Here is a 16,881-nt window from a genome sequence, read left to right on the forward strand (position 1 = left end):
AATGTCCTTCGAACTGCTGGCCACCGACGGCAAGGCCCGTCGTGGTCGCATCACCTTCCCACGTGGCACCGTGGAAACCCCGGCATTCATGCCGGTGGGTACCTATGGCACGGTCAAGGGCATGCTGCCACGCGATATCGAGGCCATCGGCGCCGAGATGATCCTTGGCAACACCTTCCACTTGTGGCTGCGTCCTGGCACCGAGGTGATCAAGAAGCACAACGGCCTGCACGATTTCATGCAGTGGAAAGGCCCGATCCTCACCGACTCCGGTGGTTTCCAGGTGTTCAGCCTGGGTGCCATGCGCAAGATCAAGGAAGAGGGCGTGACCTTCGCCTCGCCAGTCGATGGCTCGAAGGTGTTCATGGGCCCGGAAGAGTCGATGCAGGTGCAGCGTGACCTGGGCTCGGACGTGGTAATGATCTTCGACGAGTGCACCCCGTACCCGGCCGAGCACGATGTGGCACGTACTTCCATGGAGCTGTCGCTGCGTTGGGCCCAGCGCTCGAAAAACGCCCACGCCGACAACACTGCAGCGCTGTTCGGCATTGTCCAGGGCGGCATGTATCAGGACCTACGCATGCGCTCGCTGGAAGGCCTGGAGAACATCGGTTTCGATGGCCTGGCCATTGGCGGCCTGTCGGTGGGCGAGCCCAAGCACGAAATGATCAAGGTGCTGGATTACCTGCCGGGCCAGATGCCTGCTGACAAACCTCGTTACCTTATGGGGGTAGGCAAACCGGAAGATCTCGTTGAGGGTGTGCGCCGCGGCGTCGACATGTTCGACTGCGTGATGCCGACGCGTAACGCGCGCAACGGTCATCTGTTCGTTGATACAGGGGTGATCAAGATCCGCAACGCGTTCCATCGTCATGATGAATCGCCGCTGGATCCGACCTGTGACTGCTATACCTGCACCAACTTCTCGCGCGCCTATCTCCATCATCTGGACAAATGCGGCGAAATGCTGAGCAGCATGCTGAATACCATCCACAACTTGCGCCATTATCAGCGCTTGATGGCCGGTTTACGCGAGGCTATTCAACAGGGTAAATTGGCCGCCTTTGTCGACGCCTTCTACGCCAAGCGCGGGCTTCCTGTACCGCCCTTGGACTGACTGTCCGCATCCATTATTAGAAAATTACATTAGGAGTGCCCAATGAGCTTCTTCATCCCCGCCGCATACGCGGACGCTGCAGCACCTGCCGCTGGCCCAGCCGGTACCGGCTTCGAGTGGATTTTCCTGGTCGGTTTCCTGGTCATCTTCTATCTGATGATCTGGCGCCCGCAGGCCAAGCGCGCGAAAGAGCAGAAGAACCTGCTGAGCAACTTGCAGAAAGGTGACGAAGTTGTCACCAACGGCGGCATCGCTGGCAAGATCGTCAAGGTTTCCGATGACTTCGTGGTGCTGGAAGTGTCCGACACTGTCGAGCTGAAGTTCCAGAAGGGTGCCATTGCTGCGACCCTGCCAAAAGGTACGCTCAAGGCTATCTGAGTTACCGGTTTTTTTTCCAGTCGGGGCGCGCAACGCGCCCCGCGTCTTGAACGGGCGGCGTGATGCTGAACAAATATCCTCTGTGGAAATATGCACTGATCGTGCTGGTACTGGTGGTCGGTTTCATTTATTCCGCTCCCAACCTCTACCCGGATGACCCGGCGGTACAGATCAGCGGTGCCAGTTCGGCGCTGCAGGTGAATCAGGCCGACCTCGATCGCGTCAGCAAGGCGCTGGTCGATGCCAAGATCGCCGTCAAGGGTGTAAGCCTGGGTGAAAAGGGCAGCGGGCTGATTCGTCTGACCAATCAGGAAGATCAGTTGCCTGCCAAGGATGTAGTGCGCAAGGCACTGGGCGATGATTACGTCGTGGCCCTGAACCTGGCCCAGACTACCCCGAAATGGCTGCGCAACCTGGGTGCAAGCCCGATGAAGCTGGGCCTGGACCTGTCCGGTGGTGTGCACTTCCTGCTGGAAGTGGACATGGACAAGGCCATGACTGCCCGCATGAAAGTCTACGAAGGCGAGGTCAAGACCTTGCTGCGCAAAGAGCGCATCCGCTACCGCAGCCTGCCTCAGCAGGATGGCGGTATCATGCTGGGCTTCGCTGACGATGCTACCCGCGAACAGGCACGTGCCCTGATCCGCAAGAATTTCAATGATTTCGACCTGACCACCACCGAGCGCAACGAGCTTGCGGTGCTGCGTCTGGCGCTGACTCAGGCGAAAGTCGCCGAGATCCGCGAATACTCGATCAAGCAGAACCTCACCACCGTGCGCAACCGCGTGAACGAGCTGGGTGTGGCCGAGCCGCTGGTGCAGCGCCAGGGCGCCAACCGTATCGTGGTCGAGCTGCCAGGCGTGCAGGACACTGCCGAAGCCAAGCGGATCCTTGGTAAAACCGCCAACCTGGAGTTCCGCTTCGGTGCCGAGCCGGGCGCGTCCAAGGCCACCACCGAGGTGTTCGAGTTCCGTGAAGGCGGCCGCTCCGCTGCCGTCGAGCGTGGCCTGATCATCACAGGTGACCAGGTTACCGACGCCCAGGCCAGCTTTGACGAGCATGGTCGCCCGCAGGTGAACATCCGCCTGGATGGTCACGGTGGCGAGCTGATGAGCCGTGCTACCCGTAGCAACGTCGGCCGTAGCATGGCGGTGATCTTTATCGAGCAGAAGCCAGTCACCCGCTACGTCAAGCAGACTGTCGGTGGCGTCGAGAAGGACGTTGCCGTACAAAGCTTCGTGGAAGAGAAGAAAATCATCAGCCTGGCGACCATTCAGTCGCCACTGGGCAGCCAGTTCCGTATCACCGGCCTGAACGGCCAGGGCGAATCGTCGGAGCTGGCACTGCTGCTGCGTGCGGGTGGTCTGGCCGCCCCGATGTACTTCGCTGAAGAACGTACCATTGGCCCGAGCCTGGGTGCCGACAACATCACCAAGGGTATCGATGCGTCGCTGTGGGGCATGTTGTTTGTCTCTCTGTTCATCATTGCCATCTATCGCGCCTTCGGTGTGCTGGCCACCATCGCCCTGGCGGGCAACATGGTGCTGCTGCTGGCGTTGATGTCGCTGCTGGGGGCCACGCTGACCCTGCCGGGGATCGCCGGCATCGTGTTGACCATGGGTATGGCAGTGGACGCCAACGTGCTGATCTTCTCGCGTATTCGCGAAGAGATCGCTGCTGGCATGTCGGTGCAGCGCGCCATCCACGAAGGCTTCAATCGCGCCTACTCGGCAATCGTCGACGCCAACCTGACCACTCTGTTGGTCGGCGGCATCCTGTTTGCCATGGGTACCGGCCCGGTCAAAGGCTTTGCGGTCACCATGTCCCTCGGGATTTTCACCTCGATGTTCACTGCCATCATGGTGACCCGTGCATTGGTCAACCTGACCTGTGGCGGGCGTGACATCAAGAAGTTGTGGGTTTGAGGGAGCTGCGATGAAAACCATCAATTTCATGGGCGTGCGCAAAGTCGCGTTCGCCGTCACCGTGCTCCTCACCGTGCTGGCGCTGTTCAGTTGGTGGCAAAAGGGCCTGAACTTCGGGCTGGACTTCACCGGGGGCACGTTGATCGAGTTGACCTACGAACGCCCGGCTGACGTCAAGGCTGTGCGTGCCGAGCTGGTCAACTCCGGCTTCCACGAAGCTGTGGTTCAGAGCTTCGGTGCTACCACCGACCTGCTGGTGCGCATGCCTGGCGACGATCCGATGCTGGGTAACAAAGTGGCCGAAGCCCTGCAGAAGGTTGGCGGCGACAACCCGGCCAAGGTCAAACGCGTCGAGTTCGTTGGCCCGCAGGTGGGTGAAGAGCTGCGTGACCAGGGCGGCTTGGGCATGCTCCTGGCTCTGGGTGGCATCCTCATTTACCTGGCGTTCCGCTTCCAGTGGAAGTTCGCCGTGGGGGCGATCGTTTCGCTGATCCACGACGTGGTCGTAACGCTGGGTATCCTGTCGTTCTTCCAGATCACCTTCGACCTGACGGTGCTGGCGGCGGTACTGGCGATCATCGGTTACTCGCTGAACGACACCATTGTCGTGTTCGACCGGGTGCGCGAGAACTTCCGCGTGATGCGCAAGGCCTCACTGATCGAGAACATCAACATTTCCACCACCCAGACGCTGCTGCGTACCATCGCCACTTCGGTTTCGACCTTGCTGGCCATTGCCGCGCTGCTGTTCTTTGGGGGTGACAACCTGTTCGGTTTCTCGCTGGCCCTGTTCATTGGTGTCATGGCTGGTACTTACTCGTCGATCTATATCGCCAACGTGGTACTGATCTGGCTGAATCTGAACAGCGAAGATCTCATTCCGCCGGTCAAGGCCGAGGGTGTGGACGACCGTCCGTAAGTTCTTCCCTGCGCCGCCTGGCGGTGAAAAGGCGCGAGTGTTGAACTCGCGCCTTTTTTTTTGCTCCAAGGCTGGGAGAAGCGCGGGTTCATGCCCGCTGGTACGATCAGGAGGTTCACGTGAATAAATCAATGCTGGTGGGTGCGGTGCTGGGTGCTGTCGGTGTAACCGCCGGAGGTGCTGTGGCGACCTACAGCTTGGTGAACAAAGGCCCCGAAGTCGCCCAGGTGACTGACGTGCAGCCGATCAAGCAGCAGGTGAAAACCCCGCGTGAAGTATGCAAGGACGTGACAGTGACGCGCCAGGCGCCCGTCAAGGATCAACACCAGATAGCCGGTACCGTGGTCGGTGCGTTGGCGGGTGGTCTGCTCGGTAATCAGATTGGTGGTGGTACCGGCAAGAAGATTGCTACGGTGGCTGGTGCGGTCGGTGGTGGTTATGCGGGTAACAAGGTGCAGGAAGGCATGCAGGAGCGTGATACCTACACGACCACGCAAACACGCTGCAACACGGTCAACGACATCAGCGAGAAGGTGGTGGGCTATAACGTGACCTATTCCATCGGTGACCAGGTAGGCAAGGTGAAGATGGATCGCGAGCCGGGATCGACCATTCCGCTGGACAAGAATGGCAAGTTGATCCTGAGCGAAGCTGGTCAGTAATTTGCGTTGCCTGTACCGGCCTCTTCGCGGGTAAACCTGTTCTTACAGGGGCTATGCGATCCATGTAGGAGCGGGTTTACCCGCGAAGAGGCCGGTACAGGCAACGCAAAACCACCAGGCACAAAAAAAGCACCTCGAGAGGTGCTTTTTGTTTGCCGGCAATCTGCGCTTAGCGCTTCATGCTTTCTGGCAGGTGCGGCTGGATGGCAGTCAGTACCGCCTTGAAGCACTTGATGTTGCCTGCAACGATGTGGCCTTTGTCGAGGAAGTCGTGGCCGCCATTGAAGTCGCTTACCAAGCCGCCGGCTTCCTGGATCAGCAGCACGCCAGCTGCCATGTCCCATTCGGACAGGCCTGACTCCCAGAAGGCGTCGAAGCGGCCAGCAGCCACATAGGCCAGGTCCAGGCTGGCGGAGCCGGCGCGGCGGATGCCGGCGGTCTGGCCGGTCAAGGCGCGGAGCATACCCAGGTAGTTGTCCATGTCCGCCATCTGGCCATCACGGAACGGGAAGCCGGTGCCCAGCAGGGCGCCTTCCAGGCTTGTGCGCGAGCTGACGCGCAGGCGGCGGCCATTGAGTTGGGCGCCACGGCCGCGGCTGGCAGTGAATTCTTCCTGGCGAACCGGATCCACGATCACGGCGTGCTCAAGGCGGCCGCGGTATTTGCAGGCGATGCTGACGGCGAAGTGCGGGATGCCGCGCAGGAAGTTGGTGGTGCCGTCCAGCGGATCGATGATCCACAGGTAATCCTTGCCTTCTTCGCCGCTACCCGCGTGCAGGCCGGTTTCCTCGCCCTGGATGGAGTGGTTCGGGTAGGCCTTGCGCAGGGCGTTGACGATGCTTTGCTCGGCGGCGCGATCGACTTCGGAAACGTAGTCCTTGGCCTCTTTCTCATCGACCTTGATGCTATCCAGGCGTTCGATGGAGCGGAAAATCAGTTCACTGGCGCTGCGAGCGGCGCGCAGGGCGATATTCAGCATAGGCTGCATGGGCGGGTCACCTGGAGATGTTAAAGAAGAAAGCCGATCATTCTAGCAGAAAACTTTGGCGGCAGAAGTGTCACATTTGCTTTCATGGCGTTACGTCTGTCGGTTCTGTAAGATCGAAGACCCTGATTCCTGCATCTGTGAGCACAACACCTTGCTGCAAAATATTCGTGTTGTTCTGGTCAATACCAGCCACCCCGGCAATATCGGCGGCGCTGCGCGTGCCATGAAAAACATGGGCTTGTCGCGTCTGGTGCTGGTGCAGCCGAAAGAATTCCCCGCCTTGGATGCCAGTGCCCGAGCTTCGGGCGCCGACGACTTGCTGGATAACGCCCAGGTGGTCGACAGCCTCGAACAGGCGCTGGTTGGCTGCAACCTGGTGATGGGTACCAGCGCCCGCGAGCGCAGCATTCCCTGGCCGTTGATCGGCCCGCGTGAGTGCGGTGCCAAGGCGGTGGAGCATGCCAATGGTGGCGAGGAAATCGCCCTGGTGTTCGGGCGCGAGCACGCCGGCCTGACCAACGAAGAACTGCAGCGATGTCATTTCCATGTGCACATTCCCTCCAATCCCGACTTCAGCTCGCTGAACCTGGCTGCTGCCGTGCAGGTGCTCTCCTATGAGGTGCGCATGGCCTGGCTGGCTGCCGGTGCGGCGCCGGGCAAAGTCGAGAAGGTTGATGCCACTGAGCTGGCGACCATGGATGAAATGGAGCTGTTCTACGACCACCTGGAGAAAACCCTGGTGGGCATCGGTTTCCTCGACCCCGAAAAACCCAAGCACCTGATGCCGCGCCTGCGCCGGCTGTATGGGCGGGTGGCGGTCGAGCGTTCGGAAATGAGCATTTTGCGCGGCATCCTCACCGAGACCCAGAAAGTGGTCCGGGGCGAGCCGCATAAACGGAAGGACTGACAGATGTTCGAACGCCTGCGTGAAGATATTCAAAGCGTATTCCACCGTGACCCGGCTGCGCGCAATGCCTTCGAGGTGCTCACCTGCTACCCCGGCATGCATGCCATCTGGCTGCACCGCTTGGGCAATGCCCTGTGGAAGCGTGATTTCAAGTGGTTGGCCCGGCTGGTGTCGAATTTCGGTCGCTGGCTGACCGGTATCGAAATCCACCCTGGCGCCACCATTGGCCGGCGCTTTTTCATCGATCACGGTATGGGCATCGTCATTGGTGAAACCGCCGAGATCGGCGATGACGTCACCCTGTATCAGGGCGTGACGCTCGGCGGCACCAGCTGGAACAAAGGCAAACGCCACCCCACCTTGGAGAACGGCGTGGTGGTAGGGGCGGGTGCCAAGGTCCTGGGGCCTTTCACCGTCGGCGCCGGGGCCAAGATCGGTTCCAATGCGGTGGTCACCAAAGCAGTGCCGGCCGGGGCTACGGCGGTAGGCATTCCAGGGCGGATCATCGTCAAGAGCGAGGACACCGAAGTCGAAGCCAAGCGTAAGGCAATGGCTGAGAAGATCGGCTTTGATGCCTACGGTGTCAGTGGCGACATGCCCGACCCGGTCGCGCGGGCCATCGGCCAGATGCTCGATCATCTGCAGGCCGTCGACGAACGGTTGGAGGGTATGTGTGGCGCGCTGACCAAGATGGGCAGTGACTATTGTGCCAAGGAACTGCCGGCCTTGCCGGAAGACGACTTCACCGAGGTTGCCCAAGTGGCCCAGCGCGACACTCAGTCGCATTGATCGCGCCGTACTGAAATCATGTTGACATGCGGGGCGTGTGCTCACGCCCCTCGTCTGCTACAATCGCGCCCGCCTCCCTGATGCAAACCCGACTAAAGCAGTAGGTCTAATAGTTGACTTAAATGCTCGGGAATCGCATACTCGCACACATCCCGAAACTCCCGTGGTACCCAATAGCCATGCGACTGACTACCAAAGGCCGATACGCTGTGACCGCCATGCTCGACCTGGCGTTGCACGCGAAGCATGGGCCGGTGTCTTTGGCCGATATTTCCGAGCGCCAGGGCATTTCCCTCTCTTATCTGGAGCAGCTTTTCGCCAAGCTGCGCCGTAGCAGCCTGGTTTCCAGCGTGCGCGGTCCAGGCGGTGGCTACCAGCTGTCGCGGGGCATGGAAACCATCCAGGTGGCCCAGGTCATCGACGCGGTCAACGAATCGGTTGATGCCACCCGTTGCCAGGGGCTCGGGGACTGCCATGCCGGTGATACCTGCCTGACCCACCACCTGTGGTGCGACCTCAGCCAGCAGATCCATGAATTCCTCAGCGGCATAAGCCTGGCCGACCTCGTCAAGCGCCGTGATGTGCAGGAAGTCGCCCAGCGCCAGGACCTGCGGCGTGTCGCAGGACGAACCGCCCAGCTGGACAAGATTGAGACGTCTGCCGTCGATTGACCCCCTGGGACGACGAGCGACGCCACCGCCTGATAGGAGAGACAAATGAAGTTGCCGATCTACCTCGATTACTCCGCGACCACTCCGGTCGACCCACGCGTGGCCCAGAAGATGGCCGACTGCTTGCTGGTCGACGGGAACTTCGGTAACCCGGCCTCGCGCTCCCACGTCTTTGGCTGGAAAGCCGAGGAGGCGGTGGAAAACGGTCGCCGCCAGGTTGCCGAGCTGATCAATGCCGATCCGCGTGAAATCGTCTGGACCAGCGGTGCCACCGAGTCCGACAACCTCGCACTCAAAGGTGTCGCGCACTTCTATCAGACCAAGGGCAAGCACATCATTACCTCCAAGATCGAGCACAAGGCGGTCCTGGATACCGCTCGCCAGCTGGAGCGCGAAGGTTTTGAAGTCACCTACCTGGAGCCAGGCGAAGACGGCATCGTCACTCCGGCCATGGTAGAGGCGGCGCTGCGCGACGACACCATCCTGGTCTCGCTGATGCACGTGAACAACGAAGTCGGCTCGATCAACGACATCGCCGCCATCGGTGAACTGACCCGTTCGCGCGGCGTGCTGTTCCATGTCGATGCCGCCCAGTCGGCCGGCAAGGTCGAAATCGACCTGCAAAAGCTGAAGGTCGACCTGATGTCGTTCTCGGCGCACAAGGTCTATGGTCCGAAAGGCATCGGCGCACTGTACGTCAGCCGCAAGCCGCGTGTACGCCTGGAAGCCATCATTCACGGCGGCGGTCATGAGCGCGGCATGCGTTCGGGCACCTTGCCGACCCACCAGATCGTCGGCATGGGCGAAGCCTTCGCCATTGCCAAGCAGGAAATGGTTGCAGAAAACGCACGCATCAAGGCCCTGAGCGACCGCTTCTTCAAGCAGGTCTCAAACCTTGAAGAGCTGTACGTCAATGGCAGCCAGACTGCGCGTGTACCGCACAACCTGAACCTGAGCTTCAACTACGTCGAAGGCGAATCGCTGCTGATGTCGCTGAAAGACATCGCCGTATCGTCCGGTTCGGCCTGTACCTCCGCGTCGCTCGAGCCGTCTTACGTACTGCGTGCTCTGGGCCGTAACGACGAGCTGGCGCACAGCTCGATCCGCTTCTCCTTTGGCCGATTCACCACCGAAGAAGAAGTCGACTACGCCGCGCAGAAAGTCTGCGAGGCTGTCAACAAACTGCGTGAACTGTCGCCGCTGTGGGATATGTACAAAGACGGCGTTGACATCTCCAAGATCGAGTGGGCCGCCCACTAAGCAGTCGCCGGCAAGAGCGGCTCCCTGATGAGGAAGGAATTGCACCATGGCATACAGTGAAAAGGTCATCGACCACTACGAAAACCCGCGCAACGTCGGCAAGATGAATGCCGAAGACCCGGATGTCGGCACCGGCATGGTCGGCGCCCCGGCCTGCGGTGACGTGATGCGCCTGCAGATCAAGGTCAACGAGCAGGGCGTTATCGAAGACGCCAAGTTCAAGACCTATGGCTGCGGCTCGGCCATCGCTTCCAGCTCCCTCGCCACCGAGTGGATGAAGGGCAAGACCCTGGACGAGGCCGAAACCATCAAGAACACCCAACTGGCCGAAGAGCTGGCGTTGCCGCCGGTCAAGATCCACTGCTCGGTACTCGCCGAGGATGCCATCAAGGCAGCCGTACGCGACTACAAGCAGAAGAAAGGCTTGATCTAAGTCGCCTGTTGCAAGGTAAGGAGTTCTGATGGCTATCAGCATGACAGAAGCCGCCGCCAACCACATTCGCCGCTCCCTCGACGGGCGCGGCAAGGGTGAGGGCATTCGCCTGGGCGTGCGCACCACCGGTTGCTCGGGTCTGGCCTACGTGCTGGAATTCGTCGACGAACTGGCGGACGAAGACCAAGTGTTCGAGAACCATGGCGTCAAGGTGATCATCGATCCCAAGAGCCTGGTTTACCTCGATGGCACCGAGCTGGATTTCGTCAAGGAAGGGTTGAACGAAGGCTTCAAGTTCAACAACCCCAACGTGCGCGGTGAGTGTGGCTGCGGCGAAAGCTTCAACGTTTGAGGCTGGCTGTGGGTACTCCTTGTCATTACGCATTGTTTGACCTCCAGCCAAGCTTCCGTCTGGATCTCGACAAGCTGGCCACTCGCTATCGCGAGTTGGCCCGCGAAGTCCATCCTGATCGCTTTGCCGACGCCTCTGAGCGTGAGCAGCGTATAGCGCTGGAAAAATCCGCTGCCCTCAACGACGCTTACCAGACGCTGCGCAGTGCGCCGCGTCGTGCGCGCTACCTGCTGGCCATCAGCGGCCACGAAGTGCCTCAGGAAGTCACAGTCCACGACCCTGACTTCCTGCTGCAGCAGATGCAGTGGCGTGAGGAGCTCGAAGAACTGCGGGATGAAGCCGACCTTGATGGTGTCGGCGTGTTCAAGAAGCGCCTGAAGGCCGCTCAGGACACGCTGAATGAGGACTTTGCCGGCTGCTGGGATGCCCCTGGCGAGCGCGACAAGGCTGAACGCCTGATGCGCCGCATGCAGTTCCTCGACAAGCTCGCCCAAGAAGTGCGCCAACTGGAAGAGCGCCTCGACGATTAACCCCGGTGCTGCCCGTGATGGCACCTAAGGTATTCAGATAAGCATGGCCCTACTGCAGATTGCCGAACCCGGTCAAAGCCCTCAGCCGCACCAGCGCCGCCTGGCGGTTGGGATCGACCTGGGCACCACCAACTCAATGGTCGCTGCCTTGCGCAGCGGCCGTAGCGAGCCCCTGCCCGATGCGCAGGGTAACGTCATTCTGCCGTCCGCGGTGCGCTACCTCGAAGGGCGCATCGAAGTGGGGCAGGCCGCGCGTGATGCTGCCTCCAGCGACCCGTTTAACACCGTGCTGTCGGTCAAGCGCCTGATGGGGCGCGGCCTGGCCGACGTCAAGCAACTGGGCGAGCAACTGCCATACCGCTTTGTGGGTGGTGAGTCGCACATGCCGTTCATCGACACCGTGCAGGGGCCGAAAAGCCCCGTGGAAGTGTCTGCCGACATCCTGAAGGTGTTGCGCGAGCGTGCCGAAGCTACCTTGGGTGGCGAACTGGTGGGCGCGGTGATCACCGTGCCGGCCTATTTCGATGACGCCCAGCGTCAGGCTACCAAAGATGCTGCGCGTCTGGCTGGCCTGAACGTGCTGCGCCTGCTCAACGAGCCGACCGCGGCCGCCGTAGCCTACGGCCTGGACCAGAACGCCGAAGGCGTGGTGGCCATCTATGATCTGGGTGGCGGCACTTTTGATATTTCCATCCTGCGGCTGACCGCTGGTGTATTCGAAGTACTGGCCACCGGCGGTGATACCGCTCTGGGTGGTGACGACTTCGACCATGCTATTGCCGGCTGGATCATCGAGCAGGCTGGCCTCTCGTCCGATCTGGACCCGGCTACCCAGCGCGCGCTGCTGCAAACCGCCTGCGCCGCCAAAGAAGCCCTGACCGATGCTGACGTGGTCAACGTCAGCCACGGTGCCTGGCACGGTGAGCTGACCCGTAGCGCCTTCGAAGCCATGATCGAACCACTGGTTGCCCGCAGCCTGAAGGCTTGCCGCCGCGCCGTGCGCGACAGTGGTGTTGAGCTGGAAGAAGTCAGCGCCGTGGTCATGGTCGGTGGTTCGACCCGCGTGCCGCGTGTGCGTGAGGCCGTGGGCGCGCTGTTCGGGCGCACCCCGCTGACCTCGATCGACCCAGACCAGGTGGTGGCCATTGGTGCCGCCATCCAGGCCGACACCCTGGCCGGCAACCGCCGTGAAGGTGGCGAATTGCTGCTGCTCGATGTCATTCCGCTGTCGCTTGGTCTTGAAACCATGGGCGGGCTGATGGAGAAGGTGATCCCGCGTAACACCACCATTCCGGTGGCGCGGGCTCAGGAGTTCACCACGTACAAAGATGGCCAGTCGGCCATGATGATCCACGTGCTGCAGGGCGAGCGCGAGCTGATCAGCGACTGCCGTTCGCTGGCCCGCTTCGAGCTGCGCGGCATTCCGGCCATGGTTGCCGGTGCTGCGAAAATTCGCGTCACCTTCCAGGTGGATGCCGATGGCCTGCTCAGCGTCGCTGCCCGCGAGCTGGGTTCGGGCGTGGAAGCCAGCATTCAGGTCAAGCCGTCCTACGGCCTGACCGACGGCGAAATCGCCCGCATGCTCAAGGACTCCTTCGAGCACGCCGGTTCCGACAAGCACGCCCGCCAGCTGCGAGAGCATCAGGTAGATGGCGAGCGGCTGCTCGAGGCGGTACAGGGCGCCCTGGACGCCGACGGCGAGCGCCTGCTCAGCAGTGACGAGCGCGACGCCATCGAATTCCAGATGCAAGAACTACGTGATTTGCTGGCCGGCACCGATGGCGCAGCCATCGAGCAACAGACCAAGCGTCTGTCGCAGGTGACCGATGCATTTGCCGCCCGTCGCCTTGATTCGACGGTCAAAGCCGCACTGGCCGGGCGCAACCTGAATGAGATCGAGGAGTAATCGATGCCGCTGGTGACATTCCTGCCGCATGAGAAGTTCTGCCCCGAGGGGCTGACCGTGGAGGTCGAGCCCGGGACCAACATCCTGGAGCTGGCCCACGACCATCACATCGAGATGGAAAGTGCCTGCGGCGGCGTCAAGGCCTGCACCACTTGCCACTGCATCGTGCGCAAGGGCTTCGATTCGCTCGAAGAGGCTGACGAACTGGAAGAGGACATGCTGGACAAAGCCTGGGGCCTGGAGGCGCAGTCGCGCCTTGGCTGTCAGGTGGTCGTCGCTGACGAAGACCTGACCATCGAGATCCCCAAGTATTCGCTCAACCACGCTGCCGAAGCACCGCACTGAGGGCCTGTACATGAGTCTGAAATGGGTTGATGTACTTGAGATCGCAATCCAGCTTGCAGAAAGCAAGCCTGAGGTCGATCCTCGTTATGTGAATTTTGTGGACCTGCACCGCTGGGTGCTGGCATTGCCCGAGTTCAGCGACGATCCGTCACGCGGCGGTGAGAAAGTGCTCGAGGCAATCCAGGCCGCCTGGATCGACGAAGCCGACTAAGCGTCACTTGCAGGTTAGGCAATCCCCTGGAACCCGCGTATAATTCGCGGGTTTAATTTTTCGTAACACTCATATTCTGGAGTTTTCCATGGCTGTTCAACGTACTTTCTCCATCATCAAGCCTGACGCTGTTGCCAAAAACGTCATCGGCAAGATCACCACTCGCTTCGAAGAAGCCGGCCTGAAAATCGTTGCCTCGAAAATGAAGCAACTGTCCAAAGCCGAAGCCGAAGGCTTCTACGCTGAGCACAGCGAGCGCGGCTTCTTCGGTGACCTGGTTGCCTTCATGACTTCCGGTCCGGTCGTTGTCCAGGTTCTGGAAGGCGAGAACGCCATCGCCAAGAACCGTGAGCTGATGGGCGCTACCAACCCTAAAGAAGCTGCTGCCGGCACCATCCGTGCTGACTTCGCCGAGTCGATCGACGCCAACGCCGTTCACGGTTCGGACTCCGAAGCTGCTGCTGCTCGCGAAATCGCTTACTTCTTCGCTGCTACCGAGGTAACCACTCGCTAAGCGAAAGCTTACGGGTGAGGGTGAATCCATGACGACATCTACTGGCAAAATCAACCTGTTGGGTCTGACCCAGCCGGAAATGGAACAATTCTTCGACTCTATCGGGGAGAAGCGCTTCCGTGCCGGCCAGGTGATGAAATGGATTCACCATTTTGGCGTGTCCGACTTTGCGGCCATGACCAACGTAGGCAAGGTCTTGCGCGAAAAGCTCGAGGCCGTTGCCGAGATTCGCCCACCGGAAGTGGTCAGTGAAGACATTTCCGCTGACGGCACCCGCAAATGGGTGATCCGCGTTGCCTCCGGCAGCTGCGTCGAGACCGTCTATATTCCAACCGACGACCGCGGCACCCTGTGCGTATCGTCGCAAGCCGGCTGTGCCCTGGACTGCAGCTTCTGCTCCACCGGCAAGCAAGGCTTCAACAGCAACCTCACTGCCGCCGAAGTGATCGGCCAGGTGTGGCTTGCCAACAAATCCTTCGGGACCGTTCCTGCCAAAGTCGACCGCGCGATTACCAACGTGGTCATGATGGGCATGGGCGAGCCTTTGCTGAATTTCGACAACGTCATTGCCGCCATGAAAATCATGATGGATGACCTTGGCTATGGCATTTCCAAACGTCGTGTCACCTTGTCCACCTCGGGCGTGGTGCCGATGATCGACGAACTGGCCAAGCACATCGACGTGTCGCTGGCCCTGTCGCTGCACGCGCCGAACGACGAACTGCGCAACAAGCTGGTGCCGATCAACAAGAAGTACCCGCTGAAGATGCTGCTGGAATCGTGCATGGGCTACATGTCCACCTTGGGCGGCAAGCGCGTGCTCACCATCGAGTACACCCTGCTCAAGGACGTCAACGACCAGCCCGAGCATGCCGCGCAGATGATCGAACTGTTGCGCGATGTACCCTGCAAGATCAACCTGATCCCGTTCAACCCGTTCCCGCATTCGGGTTACGAGCGACCGAGCAACAACGCCATTCGTCGTTTCCAGGATCTGCTGCACCACGGTGGCTTCAACGTCACCACCCGTACCACGCGCGGCGACGATATCGACGCTGCCTGTGGCCAGCTGGTCGGTCAGGTCAATGACCGTACCCGCCGTAGTGAGCGCTACATCGCTGTTCGCCAGCTTTCTGCGGACGCCGAGCTGCCAGACAGCGCCGCCAGCCACTGACAGGGACCTTGCCCATGAGCCTGCGCGCCGCGTCGATCCTTGCGCTTTCGCTGCTGGCCGGCTGCGTGTCAGGCGGCGCGAGCGACCCCTTGGCCAGCCGCCAGGGCAGGGCGGAGGCGGGGCGGGCTTATGTGCAGCTTGGCTTGGGTTATTTGCAACAAGGATTGACCGAGCAGGCCAAGGCGCCGCTGGGCAAGGCCCTGGCACTGGATGACCAGGATGCCGACGCGCACGCGGCACTGGCGGTAGTGTTTCAAGCCGAAGGTGAGCCGGCGCTGGCCGAAGCACACTTTCGCAAGGCCTTGCTGATAAGTCGCGGTGACACGCGAATTCGCAACAATTACGGCAGTTTCCTTTATGCTCAGGGACGATTTGCCGAGGCCAAGCAGATGTTTCGCCTGGCCAGTGCCGATACCCTGTATCCTGAGCGTTCACGCGTGTATGAAAATCTGGGCCTGACCGCCCTGAAGCTCGAACGCCGCGATCAGGCGCACGCGTATCTGTTGAAAGCGTTACAACTCAACCAGCACCAACCAAAAGCGTTGCTGGAAATGGCTGAGTTGTCCTACGAAAACAGGCATTATGTGCCGGCCCGGGACTACTACGATCGTTTCAGCCAGTTGAGCGACCACGACGCCCGTAGCCTGCTGCTGGGCAGCCGCCTTGCCAGGGTGTTCGACGAGCAGGGCGCACTGGCCGAGTTGGGCCAGCAATTACAACGACTTTATCCCGGTACGCCGGAATACCAGCAATACCTGTCGGAGCAACGATGAACGCCGCGCATCCCGAAGTAGCTGTAGCGCCTGGCCAGAACCCCGGTGAGCTTTTGCGCCTGGCCCGTGAGAAACGGGACTGGTCTCAAGCCGAGGTGGCCCGCAAGCTCAACCTCACTGTCAGTTCGTTGAACCACGTGGAAACCGGCGCCTTCGACAAGCTGCCCGGGCATACTTTCGCTCGTGGCTACATTCGCGCCTACGCCAAGCTGATGGACCTTGACCAGGCCGCCCTGGTAGATGCCTTCGACCGCTACACCGGTACCCACGCCAAAGGCAGCGACGTGCATTCGCTGGGCCGTATCGAAGAGCCTGTGCGGCTGTCGCACAACATCCTGCGCGGCGTCAGCCTGCTGTTGCTGGTGGCTGTTGTCGGTGGTGGCTTTTTCTGGTGGCAGGACCAGGGCAGCCTGCGGGGCAAGGAGCTGGCCAAGATTGCCCTGGAGCACGTCGAAGTCGAAAGCGCCGACGGCACTACACAGATTCACCCGCTCGATGAGCCTGAAGACCAGGCCGTTTCCGTTGGCCAGCAAGCTGAGAGTGCACCGCTGGCTCTGGAGCCGGGCGCTGCCGAGCAGCCTGCTGCCAATGAACAAGCGCCGGTAAGCTCGACCACAGCCACAGCCACTGCCACTGCCGCAGCGCCTGCTCCGGCACAGCAAGCGCCCGTGCAGCCCGCACCTGCTGCTTCGCCTGAGCCGATTACGCCTCCGGTACAGCCCACTGCTGCACCAGTACCTGCACCGGCAGTGGCCGCCGCTGAGCCTGCCGCGGTGCCGGCTGGCAGTGCCAAGGTCGCCATCCAGTTCACCGCCGATTGCTGGACCCAGGTCAGCGACGGCAATGGCAAGGTGCTGTTCAGCGCCATCAAGCGCAAGGGGGACAACCTCGAGCTGACCGGCAAGCCGCCATTCGCGGTACGCTTGGGCTTTGCCCGGGGCGCCCAGGTCAGCTACAACGGCCAGCCCGTTGATGTTGCTCCGTTCACCAGTGGCGAGACTGCTCGCCTGAAGTTGGGACAGTAAGT

At 60.9% G+C, this 16,881-nt stretch carries 20 protein-coding genes; 19 read left to right on the plus strand and 1 reads right to left on the minus strand.

Annotated elements, in window-relative coordinates; genetic code table 11:
• Window position 1: 1 nt before the first annotated feature.
• The 5 genes from tgt (at window position 2) to QCL51_RS04000 (ending at window position 5,001) form a co-directional block, all read left to right on the plus strand.
• Entirely contained in the window at window positions 2–1,117 is a 1,116-nt protein-coding gene (gene tgt, locus QCL51_RS03980; protein WP_014589748.1) for a tRNA guanosine(34) transglycosylase Tgt, read from the plus strand.
• 42 nt (window positions 1,118–1,159) lie between these two features.
• Window positions 1,160–1,495, plus strand: a complete 336-nt coding sequence (gene yajC, locus QCL51_RS03985; protein ID WP_003248556.1) for a preprotein translocase subunit YajC — start codon at window positions 1,160–1,162, stop codon at window positions 1,493–1,495.
• Between the two features lie 62 nt (window positions 1,496–1,557).
• Window positions 1,558–3,420 carry a protein translocase subunit SecD gene (gene secD / locus QCL51_RS03990; protein ID WP_028697391.1) on the plus strand — a complete coding sequence of 621 codons (1,863 nt, stop codon included), beginning with the start codon at window positions 1,558–1,560 and terminating at the stop codon, window positions 3,418–3,420.
• Between the two features lie 10 nt (window positions 3,421–3,430).
• Window positions 3,431–4,339 (plus strand): protein translocase subunit SecF, encoded by a 909-nt coding sequence (gene secF, locus QCL51_RS03995; RefSeq protein ID WP_028697392.1) that lies wholly within the window; start codon window positions 3,431–3,433, stop codon window positions 4,337–4,339.
• A 119-nt stretch (window positions 4,340–4,458) separates the two neighbouring features.
• Window positions 4,459–5,001 (plus strand): glycine zipper 2TM domain-containing protein, encoded by a 543-nt coding sequence (locus tag QCL51_RS04000; protein WP_010952063.1) that lies wholly within the window; start codon window positions 4,459–4,461, stop codon window positions 4,999–5,001.
• A gap of 169 nt (window positions 5,002–5,170) precedes the next feature.
• On the opposite strand, the gene suhB is transcribed toward QCL51_RS04000, so the two are convergent.
• Window positions 5,171–5,989 (minus strand): inositol-phosphate phosphatase, encoded by an 819-nt coding sequence (suhB, locus tag QCL51_RS04005; protein ID WP_021781766.1) that lies wholly within the window; start codon window positions 5,987–5,989, stop codon window positions 5,171–5,173.
• Between the two features lie 151 nt (window positions 5,990–6,140).
• Here suhB and trmJ point away from each other — a divergent pair, with 151 nt between their 5' ends.
• The 14 genes from trmJ to QCL51_RS04075 all read left to right on the plus strand — a co-directional run bounded on the left by trmJ (window position 6,141) and on the right by QCL51_RS04075 (window position 16,879).
• Window positions 6,141–6,896: a tRNA (cytosine(32)/uridine(32)-2'-O)-methyltransferase TrmJ gene (gene trmJ / locus QCL51_RS04010; protein ID WP_028697393.1), complete on the plus strand. Its 756-nt coding sequence runs from the start codon at window positions 6,141–6,143 to the stop codon at window positions 6,894–6,896.
• Window positions 6,897–6,899: 3 nt separating this feature from the next.
• Window positions 6,900–7,685, plus strand: a complete 786-nt coding sequence (gene cysE, locus QCL51_RS04015) for a serine O-acetyltransferase (protein WP_016501401.1) — start codon at window positions 6,900–6,902, stop codon at window positions 7,683–7,685.
• Window positions 7,686–7,864: 179 nt separating this feature from the next.
• On the plus strand, window positions 7,865–8,356 hold the full coding sequence (gene iscR / locus QCL51_RS04020; RefSeq protein WP_003248542.1) for a Fe-S cluster assembly transcriptional regulator IscR: 492 nt from the start codon (window positions 7,865–7,867) through the stop codon (window positions 8,354–8,356).
• Window positions 8,357–8,401: 45 nt separating this feature from the next.
• Entirely contained in the window at window positions 8,402–9,616 is a 1,215-nt protein-coding gene (locus tag QCL51_RS04025) for an IscS subfamily cysteine desulfurase (RefSeq protein ID WP_021781769.1), read from the plus strand.
• A gap of 46 nt (window positions 9,617–9,662) precedes the next feature.
• A complete protein-coding gene (gene iscU / locus QCL51_RS04030; RefSeq protein WP_003248539.1) occupies window positions 9,663–10,049 on the plus strand; it encodes a Fe-S cluster assembly scaffold IscU in 387 nt (128 codons plus the stop codon).
• Between the two features lie 28 nt (window positions 10,050–10,077).
• Window positions 10,078–10,401, plus strand: a complete 324-nt coding sequence (iscA, locus tag QCL51_RS04035; RefSeq protein WP_003248536.1) for an iron-sulfur cluster assembly protein IscA — start codon at window positions 10,078–10,080, stop codon at window positions 10,399–10,401.
• Between the two features lie 8 nt (window positions 10,402–10,409).
• Window positions 10,410–10,931, plus strand: a complete 522-nt coding sequence (hscB, locus tag QCL51_RS04040; RefSeq protein WP_028697394.1) for a co-chaperone HscB — start codon at window positions 10,410–10,412, stop codon at window positions 10,929–10,931.
• 43 nt (window positions 10,932–10,974) lie between these two features.
• Window positions 10,975–12,837, plus strand: a complete 1,863-nt coding sequence (gene hscA, locus QCL51_RS04045; protein WP_021781771.1) for a Fe-S protein assembly chaperone HscA — start codon at window positions 10,975–10,977, stop codon at window positions 12,835–12,837.
• Window positions 12,838–12,840: 3 nt separating this feature from the next.
• Window positions 12,841–13,182 carry an ISC system 2Fe-2S type ferredoxin gene (gene fdx / locus QCL51_RS04050; RefSeq protein ID WP_021781772.1) on the plus strand — a complete coding sequence of 114 codons (342 nt, stop codon included), beginning with the start codon at window positions 12,841–12,843 and terminating at the stop codon, window positions 13,180–13,182.
• Window positions 13,183–13,192: 10 nt separating this feature from the next.
• Complete coding sequence (gene iscX / locus QCL51_RS04055) at window positions 13,193–13,393, plus strand: Fe-S cluster assembly protein IscX (RefSeq protein ID WP_003248529.1); 201 nt, start codon at window positions 13,193–13,195, stop codon at window positions 13,391–13,393.
• 88 nt (window positions 13,394–13,481) lie between these two features.
• Window positions 13,482–13,907, plus strand: coding sequence for a nucleoside-diphosphate kinase (ndk, locus tag QCL51_RS04060; RefSeq protein WP_003248526.1), 426 nt, complete (start codon window positions 13,482–13,484; stop codon window positions 13,905–13,907).
• Between the two features lie 28 nt (window positions 13,908–13,935).
• Complete coding sequence (rlmN, locus tag QCL51_RS04065; protein ID WP_103443520.1) at window positions 13,936–15,081, plus strand: 23S rRNA (adenine(2503)-C(2))-methyltransferase RlmN; 1,146 nt, start codon at window positions 13,936–13,938, stop codon at window positions 15,079–15,081.
• Between the two features lie 14 nt (window positions 15,082–15,095).
• Window positions 15,096–15,854, plus strand: a complete 759-nt coding sequence (gene pilW, locus QCL51_RS04070; protein ID WP_103443521.1) for a type IV pilus biogenesis/stability protein PilW — start codon at window positions 15,096–15,098, stop codon at window positions 15,852–15,854.
• Window positions 15,851–16,879, plus strand: coding sequence for a RodZ family helix-turn-helix domain-containing protein (locus QCL51_RS04075; RefSeq protein ID WP_084850645.1), 1,029 nt, complete (start codon window positions 15,851–15,853; stop codon window positions 16,877–16,879). The genes pilW and QCL51_RS04075 overlap by 4 nt, the downstream gene beginning before the upstream one ends.
• The last annotated feature ends 2 nt before the right edge of the window (window positions 16,880–16,881 follow it).

Origin of the sequence: Pseudomonas sp. LTR0, from assembly GCF_036630035.1 — a bacterium.
Classification (GTDB): Bacteria; Pseudomonadota; Gammaproteobacteria; order Pseudomonadales; family Pseudomonadaceae; genus Aquipseudomonas; species Aquipseudomonas putida_Y.

Bases quoted from the DNA above. Each gene is read 5' to 3' on its own strand.
- cysE (WP_016501401.1), top strand. From the start codon at position 6,900: ATGTTCGAACGCCTGCGTGAAGATATTCAAAGCGTATTCCACCGTGAC.
- suhB (WP_021781766.1), bottom strand. From the start codon at position 5,989: ATGCAGCCTATGCTGAATATCGCCCTGCGCGCCGCTCGCAGCGCCAGT.
- iscA (WP_003248536.1), top strand. From the start codon at position 10,078: ATGGCTATCAGCATGACAGAAGCCGCCGCCAACCACATTCGCCGCTCC.
- fdx (WP_021781772.1), top strand. From the start codon at position 12,841: ATGCCGCTGGTGACATTCCTGCCGCATGAGAAGTTCTGCCCCGAGGGG.
- secF (WP_028697392.1), top strand. From the start codon at position 3,431: ATGAAAACCATCAATTTCATGGGCGTGCGCAAAGTCGCGTTCGCCGTC.
- iscU (WP_003248539.1), top strand. From the start codon at position 9,663: ATGGCATACAGTGAAAAGGTCATCGACCACTACGAAAACCCGCGCAAC.
- ndk (WP_003248526.1), top strand. From the start codon at position 13,482: ATGGCTGTTCAACGTACTTTCTCCATCATCAAGCCTGACGCTGTTGCC.
- hscA (WP_021781771.1), top strand. From the start codon at position 10,975: ATGGCCCTACTGCAGATTGCCGAACCCGGTCAAAGCCCTCAGCCGCAC.
- rlmN (WP_103443520.1), top strand. From the start codon at position 13,936: ATGACGACATCTACTGGCAAAATCAACCTGTTGGGTCTGACCCAGCCG.
- iscR (WP_003248542.1), top strand. From the start codon at position 7,865: ATGCGACTGACTACCAAAGGCCGATACGCTGTGACCGCCATGCTCGAC.
- secD (WP_028697391.1), top strand. From the start codon at position 1,558: ATGCTGAACAAATATCCTCTGTGGAAATATGCACTGATCGTGCTGGTA.
- pilW (WP_103443521.1), top strand. From the start codon at position 15,096: ATGAGCCTGCGCGCCGCGTCGATCCTTGCGCTTTCGCTGCTGGCCGGC.
- QCL51_RS04075 (WP_084850645.1), top strand. From the start codon at position 15,851: ATGAACGCCGCGCATCCCGAAGTAGCTGTAGCGCCTGGCCAGAACCCC.
- QCL51_RS04025 (WP_021781769.1), top strand. From the start codon at position 8,402: ATGAAGTTGCCGATCTACCTCGATTACTCCGCGACCACTCCGGTCGAC.
- iscX (WP_003248529.1), top strand. From the start codon at position 13,193: ATGAGTCTGAAATGGGTTGATGTACTTGAGATCGCAATCCAGCTTGCA.
- tgt (WP_014589748.1), top strand. From the start codon at position 2: ATGTCCTTCGAACTGCTGGCCACCGACGGCAAGGCCCGTCGTGGTCGC.
- yajC (WP_003248556.1), top strand. From the start codon at position 1,160: ATGAGCTTCTTCATCCCCGCCGCATACGCGGACGCTGCAGCACCTGCC.